The sequence below is a fragment of the Microbacterium sp. NPDC057741 genome (assembly GCF_042798735.1).
GTDB lineage: Bacteria > Actinomycetota > Actinomycetes > Actinomycetales > Microbacteriaceae > Microbacterium.
In genome coordinates, this window is the sequence record NZ_JBHVJW010000002.1 from 340,454 (window position 1) to 366,230 (window position 25,777).

At 69.5% G+C, this 25,777-nt stretch carries 21 protein-coding genes; 8 read left to right on the forward strand and 13 right to left on the reverse strand.

All coding sequences use genetic code 11. From position 1 onward, the window contains the following. Window positions 1-68: 68 nt before the first annotated feature. From ACFVDO_RS08615 to ACFVDO_RS08625, 3 genes are read right to left on the reverse strand one after another with little or no spacing between them, the layout of a single operon-like run. Complete coding sequence (locus ACFVDO_RS08615) at window positions 69-872, reverse strand: ABC transporter permease (RefSeq protein WP_378858528.1); 804 nt, start codon at window positions 870-872, stop codon at window positions 69-71. Then, window positions 869-1,660, reverse strand: a complete 792-nt coding sequence (gene modA, locus ACFVDO_RS08620; protein WP_378858527.1) for a molybdate ABC transporter substrate-binding protein — start codon at window positions 1,658-1,660, stop codon at window positions 869-871. Before modA ends, ACFVDO_RS08615 begins: the two co-directional genes overlap by 4 nt. Next, window positions 1,657-2,067: a molybdopterin-binding protein gene (locus ACFVDO_RS08625; RefSeq protein WP_378858526.1), complete on the reverse strand. Its 411-nt coding sequence runs from the start codon at window positions 2,065-2,067 to the stop codon at window positions 1,657-1,659. The genes modA and ACFVDO_RS08625 overlap by 4 nt, the downstream gene beginning before the upstream one ends. Window positions 2,068-2,308: 241 nt before the next feature. Between ACFVDO_RS08625 and ACFVDO_RS08630 the strand changes: the two genes are divergently transcribed. Beyond that, window positions 2,309-2,821: a nucleoside deaminase gene (locus ACFVDO_RS08630; protein WP_378858525.1), complete on the forward strand. Its 513-nt coding sequence runs from the start codon at window positions 2,309-2,311 to the stop codon at window positions 2,819-2,821. A 68-nt stretch (window positions 2,822-2,889) separates the two neighbouring features. After that, on the forward strand, window positions 2,890-4,452 hold the full coding sequence (locus tag ACFVDO_RS08635) for an NCS2 family permease (protein ID WP_378858524.1): 1,563 nt from the start codon (window positions 2,890-2,892) through the stop codon (window positions 4,450-4,452). Window positions 4,453-4,589: 137 nt separating this feature from the next. Here the strand turns inward: ACFVDO_RS08635 and xdhC are convergent, their stop codons facing one another. The 3 genes from xdhC to ACFVDO_RS08650 are packed head-to-tail and all read right to left on the reverse strand — an operon-like array spanning window position 4,590 to window position 9,288. Then, complete coding sequence (gene xdhC, locus ACFVDO_RS08640; RefSeq protein ID WP_378858523.1) at window positions 4,590-5,408, reverse strand: xanthine dehydrogenase accessory protein XdhC; 819 nt, start codon at window positions 5,406-5,408, stop codon at window positions 4,590-4,592. Between the two features lie 8 nt (window positions 5,409-5,416). Beyond that, on the reverse strand, window positions 5,417-7,789 hold the full coding sequence (gene xdhB, locus ACFVDO_RS08645; protein ID WP_378858522.1) for a xanthine dehydrogenase molybdopterin binding subunit: 2,373 nt from the start codon (window positions 7,787-7,789) through the stop codon (window positions 5,417-5,419). Then, window positions 7,786-9,288 carry a xanthine dehydrogenase small subunit gene (locus ACFVDO_RS08650; RefSeq protein ID WP_378858521.1) on the reverse strand — a complete coding sequence of 501 codons (1,503 nt, stop codon included), beginning with the start codon at window positions 9,286-9,288 and terminating at the stop codon, window positions 7,786-7,788. Before ACFVDO_RS08650 ends, xdhB begins: the two co-directional genes overlap by 4 nt. A gap of 404 nt (window positions 9,289-9,692) precedes the next feature. Between ACFVDO_RS08650 and ACFVDO_RS08655 the strand changes: the two genes are divergently transcribed. Next, a complete protein-coding gene (locus ACFVDO_RS08655; RefSeq protein ID WP_378858520.1) occupies window positions 9,693-11,846 on the forward strand; it encodes an ATP-dependent Clp protease ATP-binding subunit in 2,154 nt (717 codons plus the stop codon). A gap of 6 nt (window positions 11,847-11,852) precedes the next feature. On the opposite strand, the gene ACFVDO_RS08660 is transcribed toward ACFVDO_RS08655, so the two are convergent. Then, the gene (locus tag ACFVDO_RS08660) at window positions 11,853-12,632 is read right to left on the reverse strand and encodes an alpha/beta fold hydrolase (RefSeq protein ID WP_378858519.1); all 780 of its coding nucleotides are present in this window, start codon (window positions 12,630-12,632) and stop codon (window positions 11,853-11,855) included. 55 nt (window positions 12,633-12,687) lie between these two features. On the opposite strand from ACFVDO_RS08660, the gene ACFVDO_RS08665 reads away from it, so the two are divergent. The 3 genes from ACFVDO_RS08665 (at window position 12,688) to ACFVDO_RS08675 (ending at window position 16,381) form a co-directional block, all read left to right on the forward strand. Next, window positions 12,688-13,344, forward strand: coding sequence for a TetR/AcrR family transcriptional regulator (locus ACFVDO_RS08665; protein ID WP_378858518.1), 657 nt, complete (start codon window positions 12,688-12,690; stop codon window positions 13,342-13,344). Window positions 13,345-13,512: 168 nt separating this feature from the next. Further along, complete coding sequence (locus ACFVDO_RS08670) at window positions 13,513-14,880, forward strand: 8-oxoguanine deaminase (protein WP_378858517.1); 1,368 nt, start codon at window positions 13,513-13,515, stop codon at window positions 14,878-14,880. 40 nt (window positions 14,881-14,920) lie between these two features. Further along, on the forward strand, window positions 14,921-16,381 hold the full coding sequence (locus ACFVDO_RS08675) for a nucleobase:cation symporter-2 family protein (protein ID WP_378858516.1): 1,461 nt from the start codon (window positions 14,921-14,923) through the stop codon (window positions 16,379-16,381). A gap of 109 nt (window positions 16,382-16,490) precedes the next feature. Here the strand turns inward: ACFVDO_RS08675 and ACFVDO_RS08680 are convergent, their stop codons facing one another. Next, complete coding sequence (locus ACFVDO_RS08680) at window positions 16,491-16,964, reverse strand: DUF1772 domain-containing protein (RefSeq protein ID WP_378860103.1); 474 nt, start codon at window positions 16,962-16,964, stop codon at window positions 16,491-16,493. 59 nt (window positions 16,965-17,023) lie between these two features. On the opposite strand from ACFVDO_RS08680, the gene ACFVDO_RS08685 reads away from it, so the two are divergent. Next, entirely contained in the window at window positions 17,024-17,620 is a 597-nt protein-coding gene (locus tag ACFVDO_RS08685; RefSeq protein WP_378860104.1) for a TetR/AcrR family transcriptional regulator, read from the forward strand. 168 nt (window positions 17,621-17,788) lie between these two features. Here ACFVDO_RS08685 and ACFVDO_RS08690 read toward each other — a convergent pair whose 3' ends face one another. Further along, entirely contained in the window at window positions 17,789-19,174 is a 1,386-nt protein-coding gene (locus ACFVDO_RS08690) for a glucose-6-phosphate dehydrogenase (protein WP_378860105.1), read from the reverse strand. Window positions 19,175-19,212: 38 nt separating this feature from the next. Between ACFVDO_RS08690 and ACFVDO_RS08695 the strand changes: the two genes are divergently transcribed. Next, a complete protein-coding gene (locus tag ACFVDO_RS08695; RefSeq protein ID WP_378860106.1) occupies window positions 19,213-21,000 on the forward strand; it encodes a glycoside hydrolase family 15 protein in 1,788 nt (595 codons plus the stop codon). A 208-nt stretch (window positions 21,001-21,208) separates the two neighbouring features. Here ACFVDO_RS08695 and ACFVDO_RS08700 read toward each other — a convergent pair whose 3' ends face one another. The 4 genes from ACFVDO_RS08700 to ACFVDO_RS08715 all read right to left on the reverse strand — a co-directional run bounded on the left by ACFVDO_RS08700 (window position 21,209) and on the right by ACFVDO_RS08715 (window position 25,682). Beyond that, window positions 21,209-22,726 (reverse strand): APC family permease, encoded by a 1,518-nt coding sequence (locus tag ACFVDO_RS08700; protein WP_378860107.1) that lies wholly within the window; start codon window positions 22,724-22,726, stop codon window positions 21,209-21,211. Window positions 22,727-22,982: 256 nt separating this feature from the next. After that, entirely contained in the window at window positions 22,983-23,570 is a 588-nt protein-coding gene (locus ACFVDO_RS08705; protein ID WP_378859967.1) for a nitroreductase family protein, read from the reverse strand. Window positions 23,571-23,691: 121 nt separating this feature from the next. After that, window positions 23,692-24,789, reverse strand: coding sequence for an ABC transporter permease (locus ACFVDO_RS08710; protein ID WP_378859968.1), 1,098 nt, complete (start codon window positions 24,787-24,789; stop codon window positions 23,692-23,694). Continuing rightward, entirely contained in the window at window positions 24,786-25,682 is an 897-nt protein-coding gene (locus ACFVDO_RS08715; RefSeq protein WP_378859969.1) for an ABC transporter ATP-binding protein, read from the reverse strand. The genes ACFVDO_RS08710 and ACFVDO_RS08715 overlap by 4 nt, the downstream gene beginning before the upstream one ends. Between the last annotated feature and the right edge of the window lie 95 nt (window positions 25,683-25,777).

Sequence of the window (25,777 nt, forward strand, 5' to 3'; positions counted from 1 at the left end):
CGCAGTCCGACGGCCGAAGGCTGACGATCGGCGACCTGAACGGGAATCGTCCCGGCATACTGACGCGCTCATCGCACCGCATCCGCTCGCCAGCCGCGCATCAGCACGAGCACCGCGATCGCGACGAGGATCAGCATCAGCGAGAGGGCGATCGCGGTGTCCTCGCCGACGCCGGCGCCGTTGAACGCGGTGTAGATCGCGAGCGGCATCGTGCGCGTGACCCCCGCGGCGTTGCCGGCGAACAGCGCCGTCGCGCCGAACTCGCCGAGCGCTCGCGCGAAGCAGAGCACGGTGCCGGCGATGAGACCGGGCGCGACCAGTGGCAGCGTGACCCGGCGGAACACCGTGAAGGGCCGGGCGCCGAGCGTCGCGGCGACCAGCTCGTGCGCCGTGCCGCCGGTGCGCAGCGACCCCTCGACCGAGATCACAAGGAACGGCATCGCGACGAACGTCTGCGCGATCACCACGGCCGCAGTCGTGAACGGAACGCGGATGCCGACCTCGGCGAGCAGGTCGCCGAGCACGCTCTGCCGCCCGAGCAGGGCCAGCAGCGCGATGCCGCCGACCAGAGGCGGAAGCACCAGCGGCAGCGTGGTCAGGGTGCGCAGCACCGCGGCCAGCCAGCCCGGCGCGCGGGCGATGAGCATCGCCAGCGGTACGCCGAGCAGCAGGCAGAGCGCGGTCGCGATCGCCGCCGTGCCGAGTGACAGGCCGAGCGCCTGCAGCGCGGCATCCGAGGTGATCGCGGCCGGCACTCCGGCCCAGTCCAGTCGCGCCAGCAGGGCGACGAACGGCAGCACCAGCAGCGCCGTGCCCAGCGCCGCCGGAGCGATCAGCCAGGCCGGCAATCGGGTGCCGGACGCCTGACTCACGGCGCCTGGAACCCGAACTCCGCAAGCACCGCGCGGCCCTTGTCGCCGGTGACGAACGCCACGAACGCGGCGCCCGCATCGGCGTTCGGCGCGTCCTTCAGGGCGACGATCGGATACACGTTCGTCGCGGCATCCGCGCCTTCGATGTCGACGCCGGTGACGGCGTCGCCTGCGGCCTTGACGTCGGTCACGTACACGAGGCCGGCATCCGCCTCGCCGCTCTTGACCTTGGTGAGCACGGCGGTGACGTTCTGCTCCTCGCTGGCCGGCGTGAGCGTCACGCCGGCGTTCTTCAGCAAGGTCTGGGAGGCCGTGCCGCAGGGCACCTCGGGTGCGCACAGCACGACCGTGAGGTCCTTCGCCGTCAGCGACGCCAGATCGGTGATCCCCTTCGGGTTGCCCGGCGCTGTCACGATCTGCATGACGTTCGCGGCGAAGTCCACCGGGTCAGCCGCGAGCCCGGCATCCGTGACCTTCGCCATGTTCTTCTCGTCGGCCGAGGCGAACACGTCGGCGGGCGCCCCGCCGATCAGCTGGGTGGCGAGCACGGACGATCCGTCGTAGTTGATCGGCTTGACCGTCACGCCTGGATGCGCGGCGGTGAACTCCTTCGCGAGCTCGTCGAAGGCGCCCGAGAGGGATGCCGCGGCGTAGACCGTCAGGTCGCCGGAGAGGGAGTCCTCCGTCTGTGTGGCCGTGGGCTCGGCCGCGGGCGAGCCGGAGCAGCCCGCCAGCAGCAGGACGGCGGTCACGGCGGCGGCGAGGATGCCGGTGCGGCGGATGTTCACGGGTGGGTCTCCTTGTTGGTTGCTTCGATGATGACGGTGGTGGCCTTGACGATCGCGACTCCGCGATCTCCGACCTCCAGACGCAAGTCGCGCGCGGCCTCGGCCGACATCAGCGACACGACACGGAACGGCCCGCACTGCAGCTCGACCTGGGCCATCAGGCCCTCGATCTCGACCCGCGTGACGAGCCCGACGAACCGGTTGCGGGCGCTGAGCCGCCGGTCGCCGTCCTCGTTCGCCGCGCTGGCGAGCCATTGCGCGTGGGCGGCGAGCTCGTCGCCCGGCACGACCTGGCGCCCGGCTTCGTCGTGCGAGACGGTGAGCAGTCCGTCGCGCACCCAGCGTCGGACGGTGTCATCGCTGACTCCGAGCAGGGTGGCCGCCTCAGCGATCCGAAAATGCGTCATGGGAGCGACTGTAGCGCCGCAGATGCGGAAGTACAAAATGAAATACCGCGATGCGGTAAATGACTTTCGAATTCGCTGGACGAAGTGAGAAACGGTTGTTATGCTCATCAAGCCGCGGCGCTCACGAATTGTGCCCGGCAAGAAGCACAACCTAGCGGTTCGACGTATATCTCGTGGAACGACCCGATCCGGGCCCGACCCGATAAGCCGTATCACTGCGACGACAGCAAGGGAGCTTTCCGTGCACAGCACCGCTATATCCGATTCCGCGACTCGGCACACGCCGGCGGAGTACCTCGCCGAGGCGGTTCGCATAGCCGTCGACAACGTCCGCAACGAAGGCGGCCCGTTCGGGGCGATCGTCGTCTCTGCTGACGGGCAGGTCTTCGAGGGCGTCAACCGGGTCACCGCGAACCTCGATCCGTCCGCACACGCCGAGGTCACCGCGATACGGAACGCCTGCCAGGGCCTCGGCACGTTCGACCTCACCGGCGCCACGCTCTACACGAGCTGCGAGCCCTGCCCGATGTGCCTCGCGACATCGCTGTGGGCGCGGCTGGACCGGGTGTACTTCGCGGCCAGTCGTGACGACGCCGCTGACGGCGGCTTCGACGACGCCGTGTTCTACCGCTACTTCGAGGGTGATGCGGCCGATCGCGAGATCCTGCCCGTCGCCCAGGAGCCGCTGCCGCCGGCGGAGCGCGTCGCGCCCTTCACCGAGTGGAAGCTCACCACCACCCGCGTCGAGTACTGACGCGCGACCTCACCACCGCGTCGAGTACTGACGCGTGACCGAAACGTACTGACAACCCGGAGCCGATGATGTCTTCTGAACGCCCTGCTTCCACACGCCCATCCGCCCCCGACACGTCGTCGAATGCCGTTGCCGGCAACGACGCGACGGGGCTCTTCACCCGCAGCGAAGAGGAGCTGCCGCCCCTGTCCACAGGGGCCACCACCACGGTCGACGCCCAGCCGAAGAGCGCGTTCGACCGCTTCTTCGAGATCACCCGCCGAGGCTCCACACTGGGCCGTGAGATCCGCGGCGGCATCGTCACCTTCGTGACGATGGCCTACATCGTGATCCTGAACCCGCTGATCCTCGGCGGCGTCGACGACGTCGCCGGGAACGCCCTGGATGCTGCACAGATCGGCGCCGCCACCGGCCTCACCGCCGGCGTCATGACGATCCTGTTCGGCGTCGTCGCGCGGCTGCCGTTCGCGATCGCGGCAGGCCTCGGCATCAACTCCTTCCTGGCCGTGTCCGTCGTAGGACAGGTCACCTGGCAGGAGGCCATGGGCCTGGTCGTGATCAACGGCATCCTGATCGTGATCTTCGGTGCCACCGGCATCCGGACCGCGATCTTCAAGGCCGTGCCGCAGGCGCTGAAGGCCGCGATCACGGTCGGAATCGGCCTGTTCATCGCCTTCATCGGTTTCGTCGACTCCGGCTTCGTGAACCGCACGCAGGCCGGACCGCCCGTTCAGCTCGGCGTGGATGGGTCGATCACCTCCGTGCCGACGCTGATCTTCCTGCTCGGGCTGGTGCTGATCGGCATCCTCGTCGCGCGCAAGGTGCCCGGCGGCATCCTGATCGGCATCGTCGTCACCACCGTCGTGGCGCTGATCGCCCAGTCTGTGCTGAAGCTCGGTCCTTCGTTCAAGGACCCGAACGGCTGGCACATGACGATCCCCGAGCTGCCCAGCTCGTGGGTGACGATCCCCGACTTCGGTCTGATCGGCCAGTTCGACCTGTTCGGCTCCTTCGGCCGCGTGGGCGTGCTGTCTGCGACGATGCTCGTGTTCACCCTGGTGTTCTCGAACTTCTTCGACGCGATGGGCACCATGACGGGCCTGGCCAAGAACGCCGGTCTCGCCTACAAGGACGGCACGTTCCCGCGCCTGCGCTCGGCGTTCGTCGTCGAGGGCTTCGGCGCCGTCGCCGGCGGCATGACCTCGACCTCGTCGAACACGGTCTACGTCGACAGCGCCTCGGGCATCGGTGAGGGTGCACGCTCGGGCGTCGCCTCGCTGGTGGTGGGTGTGCTGTTCCTGCTGTCGATGTTCCTCACGCCGCTGACGCTGGTGGTGCCGATCGAGGTCGGCTCCGCTGCGCTGGTCGTGGTCGGCGCGATGATGATGGCGCAGATCCGCGAGATCAAGTTCGACAAGTTCGCGGTCGCTCTGCCGGCGTTCCTGACGATCGTGACGATGCCGCTGACCTACTCGATCGCGAACGGCATCGGCATCGGCTTCATCTCCTGGGCGCTGATCAACGCGTTCTCAGGACGTGCCCGCAAGGTGCACTGGCTGATGTGGGTGGTCGCGGCGGGCTTCGCGCTGTACTTCGTCCGCGGTCCCATCGAGGCGATGCTGGGCAACTGAGATCCCGTAGTCGCAGAAAAGAAGACCCGGCCCCGAAAGGGGCCGGGTCTTCTTTCATTCATCGGGCCAATTGCGCGCCTAAAGGAAACGCGAATATCCCGCAGCGGAATTCGCTGTGGGAAATGCCCGAAGACAATTCAGGCGGATGCCGCGGGCGCGGCCTCCTCGATCAATTGAAGAATTCTCGCCGCGACGCTCACGGCGATCACCGCCGGCTGCTTTCCGGAGACCTCAGGAATGCCGATCGGGGTGGTGACCCGTTCCAGGTCGGAAGGGGAGTGCCCGGCCTCGCCGAGCTTCTTACGGAATCTGGCCCACTTCGACGCAGACCCGATCAGGCCGATCGACGCCGGGGCGTCCGAGCGCAGCGCCTGATCGACGATCGCGAGGTCCTCGACATGGTCGTGCGTCATCACCAGCACGTGCGCCCCGGCCGGGATCTCGGCCAGGGCCGCCTCCGGCACGGGGGAGTGGTGCACCTGTACGCGGGCGACGGCACCCGAGCGCACGGGCTCGAGGCGCGCGGCATCCAGCATCTCCGCCCGGGAGTCGACCAGATGCAGGTCGATCTCGTGTCGCGACAGGATGCGGGCGAGCTCGACGCCGACGTGCCCGAGGCCGAACACGGCGACGGAGGGCACGACTCGGACGGGTTCCAGCATGATGGTGACCTCTCCTCCGCAGCACTGCACGCCGTACTCGGTCGTCGCGCGGTCGCTGAGCGTGAGCGTGAGCAGCTCGGGCTCGGCCGAGCCCGAGGCCAGCATGGCGCGCGCACGATCGGCGGCGGTCGCCTCGAGGTTCCCGCCGCCGATCGTGCCGAACATCCGTTCCGGCGAGACGACCATCTTCGCGCCGCCGTTGCGGGGCGCGTGCCCGCGCACCATGGCGAGCGTGACGATCACCGCGGGGGTGCGGGAGTCACGCAGGTCGCGGAGGGCGTCCAGCCAGTCCATGGTCTTCCTCAGGCGGTTGCCGGAACGAGTTCTCGCTCCGGCGCGCTCTCATCCGCGGCCGCACGGGCGGCCTCGACCGCCCAGAACACCGCCTCGGGGGTGGCCGGCGAACCCAGCTCGACCATGTGACCGACGGGACCGAAGGCCCCGACGGCCTCGCGGAGCGCCTCGCGTGCGCTGAACGCGAGCATGAACGGCGGCTCGCCCACGGCCTTCGAGCCGTAGACGGCGCCGTCCTCACGGGCGTTCTCGAACAGGCGGACGTGGAACTCCGGCGGCATCTCCGAGAAGCTGGGCAGCTTGTAGGTCGAGGCGGACTGGGTCTGCAGGCGACCGCGGTTCGGGCCGTCGCTGGTGTCCCAGCGCAGCTCCTCGAGGGTCAGCCAGCCCAGGCCCTGCACATAGGCGCCCTCGACCTGCCCGATGTCCAGCATCGGCGAGAGCGAGTCGCCCACGTCGTGGACGATGTCGACGCGGCGCACCGTGTAGGCGCCGGTGAAGCCGTCGACCTCGACCTCGGTCGCGGCGCAGCCGTACGCGAAGTACTTGAAGGGCGAGCCCTGCATGATGTCGGGGTTCCAGTGCAGGCCCTCGGTGCGGTAGTAGCCCGCGGCGAACAGCTGCACGCGCTGCAGGTAGGCCGCGTTCGCGACCTCCGCGAACGTGAGCCGCTGGTCGCGGTTGCCGAGCCCGGTCACGTACCCGCCCGAGAAGCGGACGTCGCGCTCGTCGACGTTCAGCAGCCGGCCGGCCACCTTCGCCATGCGCTCACGGATCTGGTCGCAGGCGTTCTTCACCGCACCGCCGTTGAGGTCGGCGCCGGAGGACGCCGCGGTGGCCGAGGTGTTCGGCACCTTGTCGGTGCGGGTCGGGGCGAGCCGCACCTGGTGCAGTTCGAGCCCGAGCGCCGTCGCCGCGACCTGCAGCATCTTCGTGTGCAGGCCCTGGCCCATCTCGGTGCCGCCGTGGTTGATCAGGACCGAGCCGTCCTTGTAGACGTGCACGAGGGCGCCGGCCTGGTTGAACGCCGCGAAGTTGAACGAGATGCCGAACTTGATCGGCGTCATCGCGATCGCGCGCTTGACGTCGGTGTGAGTGCGGTTGAACTCGGCGACCTTCGCCCGGCGGGCGTCGAGGAAGCTCTCGTCGCGCAGCTGGTTCCAGATGGCGGGCAGGCGATCGGCGTCCTTCACGAGCTGGCCGTACGGCGTGGACTGACCCGGGCGGTAGAAGTTGCGCTGGCGCAGTTCGAGCGGGTCGATGCCGAGCGCGGGCGCGACCCGGCCCAGGATGTCCTCGATGAGGAAGACGCCCTGCGGGCCGCCGAAGCCGCGGAACGCGGTGTTCGAGGTCTTGTTCGTCTTCGCGATGCGGCCGTGCGCGTGCACGTTCGGGATCCAGTACGCGTTGTCCAGGTGGCACAGTGCGCGGCCGAGCACGGGCTCGGAGAGGTCGATGCTCCAGCCGCCGTCGGCGGTGAGCACGGCATCCAGCGCCTGTAGGTAGCCGGCGTCGTCGAAGCCCACCTTCCAGCTGATGTGGAACGGGTGCCGTTTGCCGGTCATCGTGATGTCCTGCGTGCGATTCAGCCGCAGTCGCACCGGGCGGCCGGTGAGCTTGGCACCCAGCGCGGCGATCGCGGCGAAGCCGTGCGGCTGCATCTCCTTGCCGCCGAATCCGCCGCCCATGCGCAGCTGCTGCACGGTGACCTGGTTCGAGGAGATGCCGAGCACGTGCGCGACGATCTCCTGGGTCTCGGTGGGGTGCTGCGTCGAGCACTGCACGAAGTACTGCCCCTCGGTGTCGACGATCGCGAAGGACGCGTGCGTCTCGAGGTAGAAGTGCTCCTGTCCGCCGAACTCGGTGACGCCCTCGAAGACTCGCGAGGAGCCGGCGAGAGCGGATGCCGCGTCGCCGCGCTCCACGGTTCGCGCGATGCCCTGGAACGAGCCCGCGTCGACCGCGTCCTGCACGGTGATCAGCGAGGGGAGCGGCTCGTAGTCGACCTTCACCGCGGCGGCGCCGAGCCGGGCGGCCTCCTGGGTCTCGCCGAGGACCCACACCAGGGCGTGACCGTAGAACATCGCCTCGGAGGGGAACAGCGGTTCGTCGTGCTTGATGCCGGCGTCGTTCACACCGGGCACGTCGGCGGCGGTGAGCACGCGGACGACACCGGGCACGTCATACGCGGGGGAGACGTCGACGGTGACCTTGGCGTGCGCGTTCGTGGACTGCACGGGCCACGCGGTCAGGGTGCCATACGTGTGCGCGGCGACGTCGTCGGTGTACATGGCCGCGCCGGTCACGTGCAGCACCGCGCTCTCGTGCGGTGCGCGGGTTCCGACGACGGGGTTCTCGGGGCGGTCGGCGAGAGCGCTCATGCCGACACCTCCTTCGACTGGATGATGGTCTGGCTGTAGAACTTCAGAAGGGCGGTGCCCAGCATGTGCGACCGGTAGTCGCTGCTGGCGCGGTGGTCGGACATCGGGGTGCCCTCGCCCTGAAGGATCGCGGATGCGGCCTTGACGGTGGCGATGTCCCACGGGCGGCCGATCAGGGCCTCCTCGGTCGCGCGTGCGCGCAGCGGGGTGGCGGCGACGCCGCCGAGCCCGATCCGTGCGGCGGTGACGACGCCGCCGTCGATGTCGAACGCGAAGGCGATCGCGACCGACGAGATGTCGTCGAAGCGGCGCTTGGCGATCTTGTGGAAAGCGGTGGTCGTGGCCAGTGGCAGCGGGATGCGCACCGCGGTGATCAGCTCGTCCTTCGCGCGCACCGACTGGCGGTAACCCGTGAAGTACTCCGCGAGATCGACTTCGCGCTCGCCGTCGACGGAAGCCAGCACGAGGCGCGCGCCCAGGGCGAGCAGTGCCGGCGGGGTGTCGCCGATCGGCGATCCGGTGCCGAGGTTGCCGCCGAAGGTGCCGCGGTTGCGGATCAGGCGCGAGGCGAACTGCGGGAACAGCTGGGCGAGCAGCGGGATGCGGCCGTCCAGCCGGCGCTCCACCTCGGACAGCGGCAGGGCCGCGCCGATCTCGACGTACTCGTCGGTCTCGGTCAGGCCGCGCAACTCGTCGAGCTGGTCGATCGCGACGACGAACGGAGCGCGGCTGCCGCGGATGTTCACCTCGACGCCCCAGTCCGTGGAACCGGCGACGATCAGAGCGGTGGGCTCGTCGCGCAGGACCTGCAGGGCCTCGGCGAGGTCGGCTGGCCGCAGGAAGCGGGCGCCGTCGACGACCGCGTCGGTCGCGACCGGGGCGGGGGCCGGCTCCGTCAGGCGCTGCTGCAGCGGATCATCCGCCTCGGGGAAGCCCAGCGTGTACGCGGCATCCCGGATCGGGCGGTAGCCGGTGCAGCGGCAGAGGTTTCCGCTCAGGGCGTGCAGGTCGAAGCCGTTCGGGCCGTGCTCGGGGTCGTCGTGGACCGGGCATCCGTCGTCAGCGGCATCCGCCAGCGGCACGGCGCGATCGACGCCGTTCCTGTCGGCGCGGTAGTACTCGCCGGCCATCGAGCAGGCGAAACCGGGCGTGCAGTAGCCGCACTGCGATCCGCCCGCCTCGGCGAGCTTCTCCTGCACGGGGTGCAGATCCTCGACCGTGCCGAGTCCCTCGGCGGTGACGATCTCCTGCCCGTCCAGTGCGTACACCGGCACCAGGCAGGCGTTCACCGGCGTCCAGGAGGTGCCGCCGGCGGCATCCGGCGTCGCGAGCAGCATCGCGCACGCGCCGCACTCGCCCTCGGCGCAGCCCTCCTTGCTTCCGGACAGGCCCGTCTCACGCAGCCAGTCCAGTGCCGTCGCATGAGTCGCGACCCCGTCGAGGGGGCGGCTCTGCCCGTTCACCTTCACGGCGGGAACGGTGACAGCGATGTCAGTCATCCTGTGTCTCCTCAGGTTCTGCGCCGAAGCGCTCTGGCGGCACGTCCTGACGTGCCATCTGGAGATCCCGAGGTTCCCGCTCCGGCGGGCTGATCAGACGGCGCGCGCGGATGCGGTGAGTCTACGCCGCTTCGGCGCAGGGTGGAGGCCTCGGAATCGCGGTGGATTCCGGGGCGTCTCAGGCGCCGTGTGCGTACCAGTTGCCCCATGCGAAGGGGCGCTCGGAGGAGGGGGTGCAGGCATCGATGTGCGGCATGACGCTCCCTCTCTTCTTCGAGTTCCAGGATGTGGAAGGCCAATTCTGACCAATGAACATCGTAAGCTCTGGCGCGCGGGTGGTCAAGATGTTAAACTTGAGTCGTCTTAACTCAACTTTGAATAAGGAGTCTCCTCAGGAGGAACGAATGACCAACCCCAGCCAGCAGCAGGAAGAGCAGCAGAGCGCCCTCGAGCAGTTCGGAATCAACCTCACCGACCGTGCCCGTCAGGGCAAGCTAGATCCGGTGATCGGCCGCGACGGTGAGATCCGTCGCGTGAGCCAGGTGCTCACCCGCCGCACCAAGAACAACCCCGTGCTCATCGGTGAGCCCGGCGTCGGCAAGACCGCCGTCGTTGAGGGCCTCGCCCAGCGCATCGTCGCGGGCGACGTTGCCGAATCGCTCAAGGACAAGGAGCTGATCAGCCTCGACATCTCCGCCCTCGTCGCCGGTGCGATGTACCGCGGCCAGTTCGAGGAGCGCCTGAAGAGCGTGCTCAAGGAGATCACCGAGTCCGACGGCAAGGTCATCACCTTCATCGACGAGCTGCACGTGCTGATGGGCGCCGGCGGCGGCGAGGGGTCGGTCGCGGCATCCAACATGCTCAAGCCGATGCTCGCCCGCGGCGAGCTGCGCATGATCGGCGCCACCACGCTCAACGAGTACCGCGAGTTCATCGAGAAGGATGCCGCTCTGGAGCGGCGCTTCCAGCAGGTGTACGTCGGCGAGCCGTCCGTCGAGGACACGATCGCGATCCTGCGCGGGCTGAAGGGCCGGTACGAGGCGCACCACGGAGTGACGATCGCCGACAGCGCGCTCGTCGCCGCAGCGGCACTCTCGAACCGCTATCTGCCCAGCCGGCAACTGCCAGACAAGGCCATCGATCTCATCGACGAGGCCATGTCGCGGCTGAAGATGGAGATCGACTCCTCGCCGGTCGAGATCGACGAGCTCAAGCGCCAGGTCGACCGCATGAAGCTCGAGGAGCTGGCCCTGAAGAAGGAGAAGGACGACGCCTCGAAGGAGCGTCTGGCCACCCTGCGCGAGCAGCTCCGCGATCTCGAGAAGGAGCTCGCCGTGCTGCAGGAGCGCTGGTCGCGGGAGCGCCAGGGCCTGAACCGCGTGGGCGAGTTGAAGAAGCAGCTCGACGACGCTGTCACCCAGCGCGACCTCGCCATGCGCAACGCCGACTACACGAAGGCGTCCAAGCTCGAGTACGAGACCATCAAGCGCCTGGAGCGCGACATCGCCGAAGCCGAGGCGGCCGAGCGTGCGGTGTCGAGCGAGGGGCGCATGGTCAACGAGCAGGTCACCGACGAGGACATCGCCGGCGTGATCGCCGCGTGGACCGGCATCCCGGTCGGCCGTCTCATGCAGGGCGAGAGCGAGAAGCTGCTGCACCTCGAGAATGAGCTGGGCAGGCGGCTGATCGGGCAGAAGGATGCCGTTCGCGCGGTGTCCGATGCCGTGCGGCGCTCGCGCGCCGGCATCAGCGACCCCGGACGCCCCACCGGATCGTTCCTGTTCCTCGGCCCCACCGGCGTCGGCAAGACCGAGCTGGCGAAGGCCCTCGCCGAGTTCCTCTTCGACGACGAGCACGCCATGGTGCGCATCGACATGTCGGAGTACGGCGAGAAGCACTCTGTCTCGCGACTGGTCGGCGCCCCTCCCGGGTACGTCGGATACGAGCAGGGCGGCCAGCTCACTGAGGCCGTGCGACGGCGCCCGTACAGCGTGGTGCTGCTCGACGAGGTCGAGAAGGCGCACCCCGAGGTGTTCGACGTGCTGCTGCAGGTGCTCGACGACGGCCGACTCACCGACGGCCAGGGCCGCACGGTCGACTTCTCGAACGTCATCCTGATCCTGACGAGCAACATCGGCTCGCCGATCCTGATCGAGCCGACGCTGTCGGTCGAGCAGAAGCGCGAGCAGGTGATGGCGCTGGTACGGCAGTCGTTCCGCCCCGAGTTCCTGAACCGTCTCGACGACATCGTGATGTTCCAGGCGCTCAGCGAGGACGACCTCGCGCAGATCGTGTCGCTGTCGGTCGATCAGCTGCAGAAGCGGCTGCACGAGCGCCGGCTCTCGCTCGCCGTCACGCCGGATGCCCGGTCGTGGCTGGCCGAGCGCGGCTACGACCCGGTGTTCGGAGCGCGGCCGCTGCGTCGCCTCATCCAGACCGAGGTGCAGAACCGCCTCGCAACCGCGCTGCTGTCGGGCAACGTGCACGACGGCGACACCGTGCGGGTGGATGTCGCGGCCGACGGATCGGGCCTGGTGCTCACCAGCGCCGCGGCCTGACCGCGCTCAGAGCGCCTCGTGCACCAGTTGCGTGAGGCGCTCTGCCATCGCCTCCGGGTTCCAGGAGTGCTCGGATCCGCGCAGCTGTTCGGCGCTGCCGTGTGCGGCCGCGGCGGCGATCCCGTCCGCCGTCTCCTGCATCCCGGGGTAGGTCTCGGTGCCCGTCAGCGCGAGCACCGGGGCCGTCACTCCGGCGAGGACGTCAGTGTTCCCGCGCTGCTCGACCAGGGCGAGCGCCTCGCCGTCGGGCACCCAGCCGAGCACGAGCTGCGGGTACGCGGGTGAGGACTTGAGCTCCTCCAGCCACTCCGGCGGCATGCCGACCATGTAGCCGGCCACGGCCCCCTCGAGGTCGCCGTCGTCGATCGACGATCGCACTCCGCTCCACCAGGCGGGGGCGCCCTCGGGGAACAGGCCCAGCGGTGCCTCCCAGAGCACGAGCCCGGCGATCGTCGGCACGCGCGGTGCCGCGAGCATCCCGATGGCGCAGCCCGAGGAGTGCCCGACGAGGATGACCGGCGCCTGCGCGACCGCGGCGAGCTCGGCGATCGCCGACAGCTGCGCATCCAGTGTCACCTCCCCCTCCGACGTGCTCTCGCCGCGTCCGAGGCGGTCTGCGAAGAACGAGCGGATGCCGCGTGCGGCCAGCGCCTCTGCGGTGGCGAGTGTGATCGGGTCTGCGCGCGTCGGACCCGCGCCGGTGATGAACAGCACGGTCGGTGCGCTTTCGGGGCCGAGGTCGTCGTAGACGATGCCGTCGCCGCGCTGGGTGGTCAGGGTGCTCATGTTCGCTCACTTTCAAGACTGGACGGTATGATTTCTCTAAACTAGACTCATCGGTATGAAGACGTCAAGAGGTGAGCGGAAGCTGCGCCCGAGCTCGGTCGCCAAGCGCGAGGCGATCCTCGATGCGGCACAGGCGGCTTTCCTCGCGCACGGGTACGACGCGGTGACCATGGACGCGATCTCCCGCGACTCCGGTGTCGCGAAGCAGACGCTCTACGGGCACTTCGGCAGCAAGGAGGCGCTGTTCCTCGAGCTCGTCCGGTCGCAGACGCGCGGAGCCAGCGAACGCGTGCTCAGCGAGCCGCCCGTCGTGGCGCCGGGCGACGACGCCCGCGCCGTGCTGGCCCCGGTGCTGCGCGAGCAGCTGGCGACCGTGCTCGCGCCGAATCTGCTGGCGCTGCGTCGGCTGGTGATCGGGCTGCTGTCGCAGTTCCCCGATCTGGCGCGCGAACTCTACGAGCACGGTGCACAGCGCGCGATGCGATCGCTCGCGGGGCTGATCGCCGACCTCGAGGGCATCGGCGCGCTCGCCGTCGATGATCCCGACCGCGCCGCGGTTCAGCTGAACTGGCTGGTCATGGGTGATCCGGTGAACCGGGCGATGCTGCTCGGTGACGAGGCTGCCAACGAGAACCTCGACATCGCGGCCCACGTCGACGCCGCACTCGACGTCTTCCTCGCTGCGTACGCCGCGCCCGTTGCATCCGCATAGTGAGAATCTGCATCCGACATCCGGAAAAGTCTTGACCTGCGAGCCGGTATCGGTCATCATCGGATATGCCTTCGACGCCGAAGGCCCTGGATCAGCAGACAGGCGAACTGAGCTGGCTCACCACGGAGCCGCGCAGCGGCCCCGCCGATCCGACGATGGAGCCACTGAATGCCCGCCCCACTGCACACCACCTGGCTGAAGAACCCGCTCGGGATCCACACCGGCGACGCCGCAGATGCCCGTGGAGGCATCGTCATCGCGGGCGACCGCGTGCTCGAGAGCGTTCCGCTCGGAGCCGAGCCGGCGCAGCCGGTCGACGACGTCTTCGACGCCTCGCGGCACGTGATCATCCCCGGCCTGATCAACACGCACCACCACTTCTACCAGACCCTCACCAGGGCCTGGCGGCCGGTCGTCAGCGCCGAGCTCTTCCCCTGGCTCAAGGGTCTCTACGGGGTCTGGGCCGGGCTGACCCCGCGCGATCTCGAGCTCGCGACCACCGCCGCGCTCGCCGAGCTGCTGCTCTCCGGCTGCACCACCGCCGCCGACCACCACTACCTGTTCCCGAACGGGCTGGAGGAGGGCATCGACGTGCAGGTCGAGGTCGTGCGCAGCCTCGGGATGCGGGCCACGCTGACGCGCGGATCGATGTCGCTCGGCGAGAGGGACGGCGGCCTGCCCCCGCAGAGCACCGTGCAGGACGCCGACACGATCCTCGCCGACAGCGAGCGGCTCATCGGCGCCTACCACGAGCGCGGCGAGGGCGCGCAGGTGCAGATCGCCCTCGCGCCCTGCTCGCCGTTCTCGGTGACCACCGGCGTCATGCGCGACACCGCCGACCTCGCCGCCCGGCACGATGTGCGCCTGCACACCCACCTCGCAGAGACCCTCGACGAGGAGGACTTCTGCCGCGAGATGTTCGGTCTGCGCACGGTCGACTACCTGGAGAGCGTGGGCTGGCTCGGCGATCGCACCTGGCTCGCGCACGGGATCCACTTCGACGACGACGAGATCGCGCGACTGGGCGCCGCCGGCACGGCCGTGTCGCACTGCGCGACATCGAACATGCGCCTCGCATCCGGCATCGCCCGCGCGGTCGAGCTGGAGGAGGCCGGCGCGCCCGTCGGCCTCGGCGTCGACGGCTCGGCCTCGAACGACGGATCGAACATGATCCAGGAGGTGCGCCAGGCGCTCTACCTGCAGCGGCTGCGCTACGGCGCGGCATCCGTGACGCCGGAGCGCGCGCTGGACTGGGCCACGGCCGGCTCGGCGCGCGCCCTCGGACGCAGCGACATCGGCGTGCTCGCCCCGGGCAGGCAGGCCGACCTGGCCATGTTCACACTCGACGAGCTGCGCTTCTCGGGCAGCCACGACCCGGTCGCCGCGCTGCTGCTGTGCGGCGCGGAGCGCGCCGACCGCGTGATGGTCGGCGGCACCTGGCGCGTGCTCGACGGCCAGATCGTCGGGCTCGACGTGCCGCAGCTGATCTCCCACCACAGCGAGGCGGCGCGCGCGCTGCTCGCCCGCCATTCCTGAACCGCCCGAACCCCACCCACAACGACGAAGAGGTCGAACAATGTCACAGAGAGAGAAGAAGGTCGCGTCGAGGCCGGAGGACGAGCGCCTGCCGTTCGGCGCCACCCTCGGATACGGCATCCAGCACGTGCTGACCATGTACGGCGGCATCATCGCCCCGCCGCTGATCATCGGCCAGATGGCGGGGCTCAGTCAGGGCGAGATCGGCGTGCTCATCGCCGCCTGCCTGTTCATGGGCGGGCTCGCGACGATCCTGCAGACGGTCGGCGTGCCGTTCTTCGGCTCCCAGCTGCCGCTCGTGCAGGGCGTCTCGTTCTCCGGTGTCGCGACGATGGGCGCCATCGTCACGAGCGGAGGCGGCCTGCCGGCGGTGTTCGGGTCCGTGATCGCCGCTTCGGTGATCGGCCTGCTGATCGCACCGGTCTTCGCCACCGTCATCCGGTTCTTCCCGCCGGTGGTGACCGGCACCGTGATCACGACGATCGGCCTCACGCTGCTGCCGGTCGCGGCAGGCTGGATCGTCGGGGCCGGCGAGGACGCGGCGAAGGGGGCATCCGCCGACAACCTGCTGCTCGCCGGCATCACCCTCGTCATCGTGCTGGTTCTCAGCAAGATCCCCGTGGGTGCGATCTCGCGCCTGGCGATTCTGCTCTCGATCGTGCTCGGCACGATCGTCGCGGTCATCATGGGAAAGGCCGACTTCAGCTCGGTCGGGGAGGGCCCGATCTTCGCCTTCCCCCAGGTCTTCGGATTCGGTATGCCCACCTTCGAGGTCGCGGCGATCATCTCGATGTTCATCGTGATCCTGGTGACCCTGACCGAGACCACGGCGGACATCCTCGCCGTCAGTGAGATCGTCGGCACCAAGGTCGACTCCAAGCGCATCGCCGCAGGCCTGCGCGCCGACATGCTCTCCAGCGCCGTCTCGCCGATCTTCGGCACCTTCACCCAGTCCGCGTTCGCGCAGAACGTCGGTCTGGTCGCGATCACCGGCGTGAAGAGCCGCTTCGTGGTCACAGCCGGCGGTGGCGTGCTGGTCGTGCTCGGTCTGCTGCCGGTGCTCGGACGGGTCGTCGGTGCGATCCCCTCGCCGGTCCTCGGCGGCGCCGGCCTGGTGCTGTTCGGTTCGGTCGCGGCATCCGGTATCCGCACCCTCGCGAAGGTCGAGTACAAGAACAATATGAACCTCGTCATCGTCGCGACGTCGCTCGCCGTGGGGATGCTGCCGATCGCGATCCCGACGATCTACCACCAGATGCCGGACTGGTTCGTGACGATCTTCCACTCCGGCATCAGCTCGGCCGCGGTGACGGCCATCCTGCTGAACCTGCTGTTCAACCACCTCGGAAGCGTGCAGCGGAAGAACGCGTTCGTCGCGGCGCCGACGCGCAGCATCCCGATCGCGTATCTCGAGGCGTTCGAGGACGGCGACTCGATCATCGACGGCAAGATCGTCGACCGCGAAGGCAACGAGGTGGAACTCGCCAGGCCCGAGCACTGACGGCGGCGCGAGATCTCGGCGAGACCCCGAGCTCGGCACGAGACCCACGTTTCTGACGTGGGTCTCGTGCCGAACTCGGGGTCTCATGCAGAACGCGGCACGCGCGGGTTCAGATCAGCGCGAGCGTCGCCGCCAGCAGGGTGATGGTGACGCCGTTCAGTGCGACCCGCAGCGGGAGGACCGACTCCCACCGCGCCTGCAGCGCGCGGGCGTCGTCCGGAACCTCGTCGGCGAGAGCGGCCGCGGTCAGTGCCGTGTTGATCGGCTTCGCGATGCGCGCGTAGACGAGCAGCCAGGTGACCAGCAGGACGAGTCCCACCGCAGAGAGGATGCCGGAGAGCGTCGTGCCCCAGAGGAACGCGGCTGCCGCCGTGAGCGCGGTGAGGACGGTGGCGGGGATGCCGACGGCCGGCATCCGCCGGTCGGCGTAGAAGTGGCCGCGCCCCACGACCTGCACCATGGCGCGGTCGTCCAGGTCTGCGTAGACGGAGCGCTGGACGAGGACGCCGACGACGTCCGCGCCGAAGATCACGGCGAGGCCGAGCACGGCGAGTGCTCCGGTGATGGCGATGATGGCGGTCATGATTCCTCCATGGTCCAGGTGTTAGCAATGCTAAGTGTTAGCGGTGCTAATGTAGCTGCATGCCCCGAGCAGCGCAAGACATCGAGCGGATCCGCGAGCGCGAACTGCGAATCGTCGCTGCGGCGCGCGAGATCGCGGAGCAGGAGGGGTGGCCCGCCGTCACCGTGCGCCGCCTCGCCGACGCGATCGGATTCAGCCAGCCCATCCTGTACCGGCACTTCCCGCGTGGCCGGGACGAGATCGTCGAACGCGTCGTCATCGACGGGTACGCCGATCTCCTCGCCGCGATCAGCGCCGACGGTGAAGGGCTGGCGGCTCTCGTCGCCGCTTACCTCAGGTTCGCGGCGGACCATCCCGCCGTCTACTACGCGATGACCATGGCGCGCACAGGCGTCGTGTTCGCATCTGACGAGACGCCGGAGATCCTTCGGCAGGGATTCGCGATGTTCGAGCGCGCCGTCGGCGGTGAGATGCCGCGCGAGCGCGCGGTTCGCGCCGAGCTGCTCTGGAGCACCCTGCACGGCGTCAGCCGGTTCGCCGCCGACGGCCGACTGGATGCTGCGCTCGACGACCTGCGCGAGGACGAGATCGTCGCGCTGTTCAGCGCTCCCGCGTCCGGCTCCGGCTCCGGCTCCGGCTCCTGCCCCGGCTCCTGAGCGAGGAGCGCCAGCGACGAGACGAAGGACGCCCTTCGTCCCTTCGTCTCGTTTCGCTCGCTCAGGGTGCGGGGTGGAGGGCCGCTCGCTCAGGGTGTGGGAAGGCTTCGGCTCCTGAGCGAGGAGCGCCAGCGACGAGACGAAGGACGCCCTTCGTCCCTTCGTCTCTCAGCGCTTCGACGTCGCCCAGTCCGCAGGCCCCGTCGAGCCGGCCGGGTAGTCCTCGATCGGGACATCCCCGCGGTTCCAGGCATCCCGCACCGGCTGGATGATGCGCCAGCACTGCTCTGCGGCATCCGCCCGCACCGACAGCGCGACGTCGCCGTCGAGGATGTCGCTGATGACCTCGGTGTACGCCAGCAGGGTGCCCTTGCCGAGCTTGGTGGAGAGCACGTCGCGGCGCAGCGCGAACGGGTCGTCGCCGCCGTTGACGTTCAGCTCGAGGTCGATCCGGTCCGGGCCGAGCACGAAGCGCAGCACGCCGCCGTCATCCGGCTTGCCGGTCAGTCCCTCCGGAATGTGCCGCACAGGCCGGAACGTCACGACGATCTCGGCATGGCGGTCGGCCAGTGCCTTGCCGCTGCGCAGCGTGAACGGCACGCCCGCCCAGCGCGCGGTGCGCACCTCGCAGGTGATCTCGGCGAGGGTCTCGGTGTCGAGATCGGGGTCGACGCCCTCCTCGTCGACGTAGGACGGCACGTCGCGGCGGTGCTCCTTGTCGCCGATCGTCCCGGCGGTGTACCGGCCGCGGCGGGAGGAGCGCACCGGATTGTCGTCCCAGACGACCGTGGCGCGCAGCGCGGCGGCCATCGCGTCGCGCAGATCGATCTCGTCGAGGTCGGCGGGCTGCTCCATCGCGAGGATCGCGAGCACCTGCAGCAGGTGGCTCTGGATCATGTCGATCATCGCGCCGGCCCTGTCGTAGTACCGCGCGCGGTTCTCCAGGGCGAGCGACTCGTCGTAGCGGATGAGGACCGACTGCACGTGATCGGCCGACCACACCGGCTCCACCAGCCGGTTCGCGAACCGCACGCCGATCACGTTCAGCAGCGTCGACCGGCCGAGGAAGTGGTCCACCCGGAAGATCCGTTTCTCGGGCACCAGCTGCTGCAGCAGGTCGTTCAGCTCCCTGGCGCTCTTCTGGTCGCTGCCGAACGGCTTCTCCAGCGCCAGCACCGTGTTCTCGGGCAGTTTCACGTCGCGCAGCACCTCGCAGGCGGCCACGGCGACGGCCGGCGGCAGGGCGAAGTAGATCACCAGTGGCCCCTCGACGCCCTCGACCAGCCCGGCGAGGGCGTCTCGATCCGTGACATCCGCCATCGTGTACGTCGTCCCGGCGATACGGGCGACCTGATCCGCGGCATCTGATGACGCGAACGCCGTCTGCACGGCCTCCTGCCAGCGCTTCGCGCTCCAGTCATCGGAACCGGCGCCGTGCAGTGTGAGCTTTCTGCTCGGCTCGCGGCGCAGCAGCTGGCCGATCGCGGGCAGCAGCAGCCGCGAGGTGAGGTCGCCGGAGGCGCCGAGGATGAGCAGCGTGGTGTCGCGTGACATGCCTTCACGATAGGCCGCGAGGATGCCAGACTGCGAGGATGAGCGTGCCGATCGAGGAATACGCGCTGCTGAGCGACTGCCGCACGGCGGCACTGGTCTCGCGCGAGGGCAGCATCGACTGGTTCTGCCCACCGCGGCTGGACGCCGCATCCGTCTTCGGGGCGCTGCTCGGCGACGCGGAGCACGGATGCTGGTCGCTGCGCCCCACCGACCCGGATGCCGCGGCCACGCGGCGCTACGACGGCGACACGTTCACGCTCGTCACCCGGTGGGAGACCGACGACGGCGTCGCCGAGGTGCGGGACTGGATGCCGGTGGCCGGCGACCGCCCGGGGCGCACCGACATCGTGCGCGAGATCGTCGGCGTGTCCGGCCGGGTGGAGTTCGCGCAGGAGCTGCGGATGCGGTTCGACTACGCCCGCGCGCTGCCCTGGGTGCACCAGAGCGGCACGGCGGATGCCCCGGAGCTGACCGCCGTCGCAGGGCCGGATGCCGTGGTGATGCGGGGTGCTGCGCTGCACGCGCACGGACACCTGCACACGGGCACCGTCTCGGTCACGTCGGGGGAACGCGTGCCGCTCACGCTCACCTGGCATCCGTCCTTCCTGCCGGCGCCCGACGGTCTCGACCTGTCCGTCGCCGACCTGCGCACCCGGGACTGGTGGCAGCAGTGGGCCGCCGGGATCGCACACGACGGCCCCGACGATGCTGCGGTGCGGCGCTCGCTGCTGATCCTGCGCGCCCTCACCAACCGTGACACCGGCGGCATCGCCGCCGCGGTCACCACCTCGCTGCCCGAGGACTTCGGCGGGGAGCGCAACTGGGACTACCGCTACGTCTGGCTGCGTGACGCGGCCCTCACCCTCGAGGCGCTGCTGGACCATGGGATGACCGATGCGGCCTGGCACTGGCGGGACTGGCTGGTGCGGGCGGTCGCAGGCGACCCCGCCGACGCGCAGATCATGTACGGGCTGGCGGGGGAGCGCGAGCTCGCCGAGTACACCCTGCCCTCGCTGCCCGGCTACGCGGCATCCGCTCCGGTGCGTGTCGGCAACGGGGCATCCGGTCAGTACCAGGCCGACGTCGTCGGCGAGGTGATGGTGACCCTCGGCGCTGCCCGGCGGGCGGGGCTCGCCGAGTCGCACCGCTCCTGGGCGGTCGAGCGGGCGCTGCTCAAGCACGCCGAGACCCAGCTGGACCGACCGGACAACGGGCTCTGGGAGATCCGCGGCGAACCGCGCATGTTCACGCACTCCCGCGTGATGATGTGGGCGGCCTTCGACCGCGGCATCCGTGCGGTGGAGGATTTCGGCCTGCCGGGGCACGAGGACCGCTGGCGTGCTGCGCGCGACCGGCTACGCGAGGAGATCGACGCGCACGGGGTGCGCGGCGGCGCCTTCGTGCAGCACGCCGACACGGATGAGGTGGATGCCTCGCTGCTGCTCATCCCGCAGGTCGGCTACTGCGCGGCCGACGACCCGCGGATGCTGGCCACGGTCGACCGCATCGAGAAGACACTCATGCACGACGGGCTGCTGCTGCGGTACCGCACGACGTCCGGTGTGGACGGGCTCGCAGGTGCGGAGCATCCGTTCCTGGCCTGCTCGTTCTGGCTCGTCGAGCAGTACGCGGCGACTGCACGGCTGACGGAGGCGCGGGCGCTGATGGATCGGCTGTGCTCGTTCCGCAACGACGTCGGCATGCTGTCAGAGGAGTACGACCCGGTGGGGGTCCGCCAGGTCGGCAATACCCCGCAGGCGTTCTCGCACCTCGCGCTCGTGCGCGCCGCCGACGCGCTCGCCGCGGCCGCGCAGCGCGGGCGGTGAGGCCCGCGCGACATCCCGGTGAGGCCCGCGCGACATCCCGGTGAGGCCCGCGCGACATCCCGGCGAGGCCCGCGCGACATCCCGGCGAGGCCCGCGCGACATCCCGGCGAGGCCCACGCGACTTCCCGACTTCTGCACGAGGCCCATGACCCTGCAGCGGGTCTCGTGCAGAACTCGGGGTCTCACGGAGAACTCGCGCGGCTGCGAGTCAGAACCGCTGATCCCGGATGGTGCGGGCGCCCGCCGCGGCATCCGCTTCGAGCTGCTGTCCGAGCAGCGAATGCCTGCGCGAGTAGCCGAAGTAGATCACGAAGCCGATCAGCAGCCAGATCACGAACCGCAGCCAGGTCTCGGTCGACAGGTTCAGCATCAGCCAGAAGCAGGCGATCGCCGAGATCCACGGCAGCCACGGCGACAGCGGCACGGTGAACGGACGCTGCAGGTCGGGGCGGGACTTCCGCAGGATCGGGACGCCGACGCTGACCAGGACGAACGCCGACAGGGTGCCGATGTTGATCATGTCGCCGAGCACCTGCACGTTGGTGAAGCCGGCGATGATCGCGATGATCACGCCGACGATCAGCTGGATGCGGATCGGCGTGCCGCGCTTCGCGTCGGTGACGCTCAGCGACCGGGGCAGCAGGCCGTCGCGGCTCATCGCGAACACGATGCGCGCGAGCCCCAGCAGCAGCACCATGACGACCGTGGTCAGGCCGACCAGGCTGCCGATCGAGATGACCTTCGCCGCCCAGGTCGCGCCGACGATCTCGAAGGCGCTCGCCAGCGACGGCTCCTCGAGCTTGGCGAGCTCGGTGTACGACACCATGCCGGTGATCGTGATCGCGACCAGCACGTAGAGCACGGTCACGATGCCGAGGCCGAGCAGGATGCCGCGGGGCACGGTGCGCTTCGGATCCTTGGCCTCCTCGGCGCTGGTCGCGACGACGTCGAAGCCGATGAAGGCGAAGAACACCAGCGCGGCGCCGGAGAGGATGCCGAAGACGCCGTACACCTGCGGCGAGGCGCCGGTGAGCAGCGAGAAGAACGACTGCGTCCAGGCGCTGTCGGCGGCGGGCCCGGGCTGCGCCGGCGGCACGAAGGGGGTGAAGTTGGTCGGGTTGATGAAGAACAGTCCGACGACGATCACGAACAGCACGATCGCGACCTTGATCGCGGTGAACACGGCGTTCACGCGGCTGGAAAGGCGGGTGCCGAGGGCGAGCAGCAGCGTGAAGATCGCGACGATCACCACAGGGCCCCACTCGAACTGCAGCGAGCCGATCGGGATGGTCATCGGGATGTCCAGGTTGAACAGGGAGACCGTGTTGCCGAGGTAGACGCCCCAGTACTTCGCGATCACGGCGGCTGCCATGAGCATCTCGAGGATGAGGTCCCACCCGATGATCCAGGCAAGGAACTCACCGAGCGTGGAGTACGTGAAGGTGTACGCGGAGCCGGCGACCGGGATCGAGGAGGCGAACTCGGCGTAGCAGAGGATCGCCAGCCCGCACACGACGGCGGCGATGATGAAGGACACGATGACCGCGGGGCCCGCGTGGTGGGCGGACGCCTCGGCGCCGACCGAGAAGATGCCCGCTCCGACCGCGACGGCGACGCCCATGACCGCGAGGTCCCAGGTGTTCAGCGCCCGTTTCAGTGAGCGCTTCTCGTCATGCGTCTCGGCGATCGACTGCTCGACGGTCTTGATCCTCCGCGTGCTGCTCATCACAGCAGGGTACGCGGGGTGCGCCGGCCGGGGGGAACGTCCGGCGGAGTCGCCGAGTTCTGGGTCATCCCCCGAGTCCTCCGCGAGTTTCTGGCTGATCCCCCGAGTTCCGTGCGAGACCCATGTTCCTGCGGTGGGTCTCGCGCGGAACTCGGGGTCTCGCGCGGCGGCCTTCACCGCGCCCGGAAATGCCGAGACCCCTCCACGGACGTCGGCGCGGAGGGGCGCCGACCGGGAGGGGTCTCGGAACCGGGGGTCAGGCGCTGAGCAGCACCGTCTCGTCGATCGGGCGGCGCACGCGCGGGGCGACCTCGCGCTCCTGCAGCGGCTCGGGCAGGACGCCCGCGTCGCCGAGCTCGCCGAGGGCGAGGACGGTGGTCGGTGCGAAGCGCTCGTCGAGGCCGGTGATCTCGCGGATCTGCTCGGCGACGAAGCCGCTCATCTGGTGCACGACGAGGCCGTCGTGGTGGGCCTGCACCGAAAGGTGGGCGACGGCCTGGCCGAGGTCGTACACGGCGTGGGTGAGCGGGGTGCCCTGCTCGTCAGCGGTCTCGGCGACGGCGACGACCAGCACAGCGGCGTTGCCTGCCCAGGCCTGGTTGAAGCCCATCAGCGCGCTGTGGATCTGCTCGTGCAGTGCGGTTCCGCGGCGGGCCACGATGAAGCGCCACGGCTGCGTGTTGTTGGCCGACGGCGTCCAGCGGGCTGCCTCGAGAGCGGATGCCAGCTTCGCCTCGTCGATCGCGGTCTCGGCGTCGAAGGCGCGCGGGCTCCAGCGGTCGGCGAGCACGTCCAGGACGGGGTGCTCGGTGTCGGCGGTGCGGGTGGCGGTGGCGGTGCTCATCGGGTCCTTCAGGGGTACGGGGTGTCTCGCAGTACCCCGTTGTCCGCGCTCAGCACACTGTAACTCATGCGCCTGCATGGATATTCCGAGCCCGCGGGCAGAAGCCCGCGGGCTCGGAACGTCAGCCCCGCAGCGCCTCGCCGAGCTTGACCCTCGCCCCCATCCGCAGCAGCGAGTTCTCGTAGATCTTCGCGCCGACGAGGATCGCGCCGATGCAGGTCGCGATCAGGATCACCAGCGAGATCAGCGGCTCCCACCACTGCGCCTCACCGACGAACAGCCGCACCGGCATCGCGACGGGTGCCGAGAACGGGACGTACGACATGACCGTCATCACGACCGGGTTGTCGTTGAAGAAGATCACCAGGAAGTACGGCGCCATGATCAGCATCATCAGCGGCATGGTCGTCGAGCCGATGTCCTCCTGACGGGAGACCATCGAGGCGGCCGCCGCGTACAGCGCGGCGAGCAGGATGAATCCGAACAGGAAGAACACCGCGAACCAGAGGATCGGGGCGCCGATCCCGCTGAGCACCTGGTTCTGCCCGGTGACGATCAGGCCGATCACGGCGATCGCGGCGAGCAGGATGATCTGCGCCATCGCGAGCACGGTGTTGCCGATCACCTTGCCGGCCAGCAGGGCACGGGTCGGGATGGCCGAGATCAGCAGCTCGACCACGCGGGTCTGCTTCTCCTCGACGACGCTCTGCGCGATCGTGGCCCCGAACGTCGACGCCGCCATCAGGAAGATCACGCCGAACCCGATCGCCACCAGATAGCGCACGAGCGGATTCGTGTCGGCGGGTTCGAGGATGACGACCTGCGGCGCCTTCGACAGGCTCGCGACGAGCGACTGCGGGGCATCCTTCTTGGCGAGGATCACGAACCCGAAGCCGTCGTCCTCACCGGGCACGATCGCAGCGCTGACCTTCTCGCTCTTGACCAGCTTCTCGGCCTCGGCGCGGTCCGACACCTCGACGACTTTCACGTTCGGCAGCGCCGAGACCACGGCCGAGGTCTGAGAAGTCGCGGCGATCTCGTCCGGCGCCGACGTCTTGCTGGCGAATCCGCCGATCAGCACGCCGGCGAGCGCGATCAGCAGCAGGATGCCGGTGGAGATCAGGAACGCCTTGCTGCGCAGCTTCGACGCGATCTCGCGCTCGGCGACGAGCCAGACGGCGGACGACGTGGACGCGGGGGCGGGGGCCGTGGGGATCACTGGATGACCTCCTTGAAGATCTGGGCGAGAGACGGATGCTGCGGGGTGAAGCTCGAGACCGGGCCGCGCTCGACGGCGCTGCGCAGCACGCGCTGCGCGGTCTCGGGGCTGTCGACGTCGAAGACGGCCTCGCCGCCTTCGAAGTCGACGACCGTTACGCCGGGCTCGGCGCGCAGCCATCCGGCATCCCCCGATGACGCGAGCTCGTAGCGCGGGGCCGAGTGCGCCGCGCGCAGCTCGTCGCGGGAGCCGGCCGCGCGGATCGTGCCGCCGGCGATGATGACCAGATCGTCGCAGAGCCGCTCGACGACGTCGAGCTGGTGCGACGAGAACAGGATCGCGGCGCCCTGCGCGGCGCGGCTCTGCAGCACGCCCGCGACCACATCGACGGCGATCGGGTCGAGGCCCGAGAACGGCTCGTCGAGGATGAGCACCTCGGGGTCGTGCACCAGAGCTGCGGCGATCTGCGCGCGCTGCTGGTTGCCCAGCGAGAGCGATTCGATCAGGTCGTCGAGGCGCTCGCCCAGACCGAGCTCGGTCAGCAGCGCGGTGGCTCGGGCCGTGGCATCCGCCTTCTCGAAGCCGTGCAGCCGGGCGAGGTAGACGACCTGCTCGAGCACCTTCATCTTGGGGTACAGCCCGCGCTCCTCGGGCATGTAGCCGAAGCGGCGCCGGTCGGCGGTGCCGACCGGCGCTCCGCCCAGCGAGACCGTGCCGCCGTCGGCTGCGAGCACGCCGAGGATGATGCGCATGGTCGTGGTCTTGCCTGCACCGTTGCCGCCGACGAAGCCGGTGAGGCGTCCGGGGGTGACGTCGAAGCCGACATTGTCGAGCACGCGCCGCGAGCCGTAGCTCTTGGTGATGCCCTCGAGGTGGAGCGTTCCTGTTCGCATGCCCCCACGCTATTGATGCCGGATGCTGTCCAGCATCCCCCTGTGGGGGGAGCGTGCGACATCCGCCGTGCGGGGGAGCTCAGGAGATTTCCATT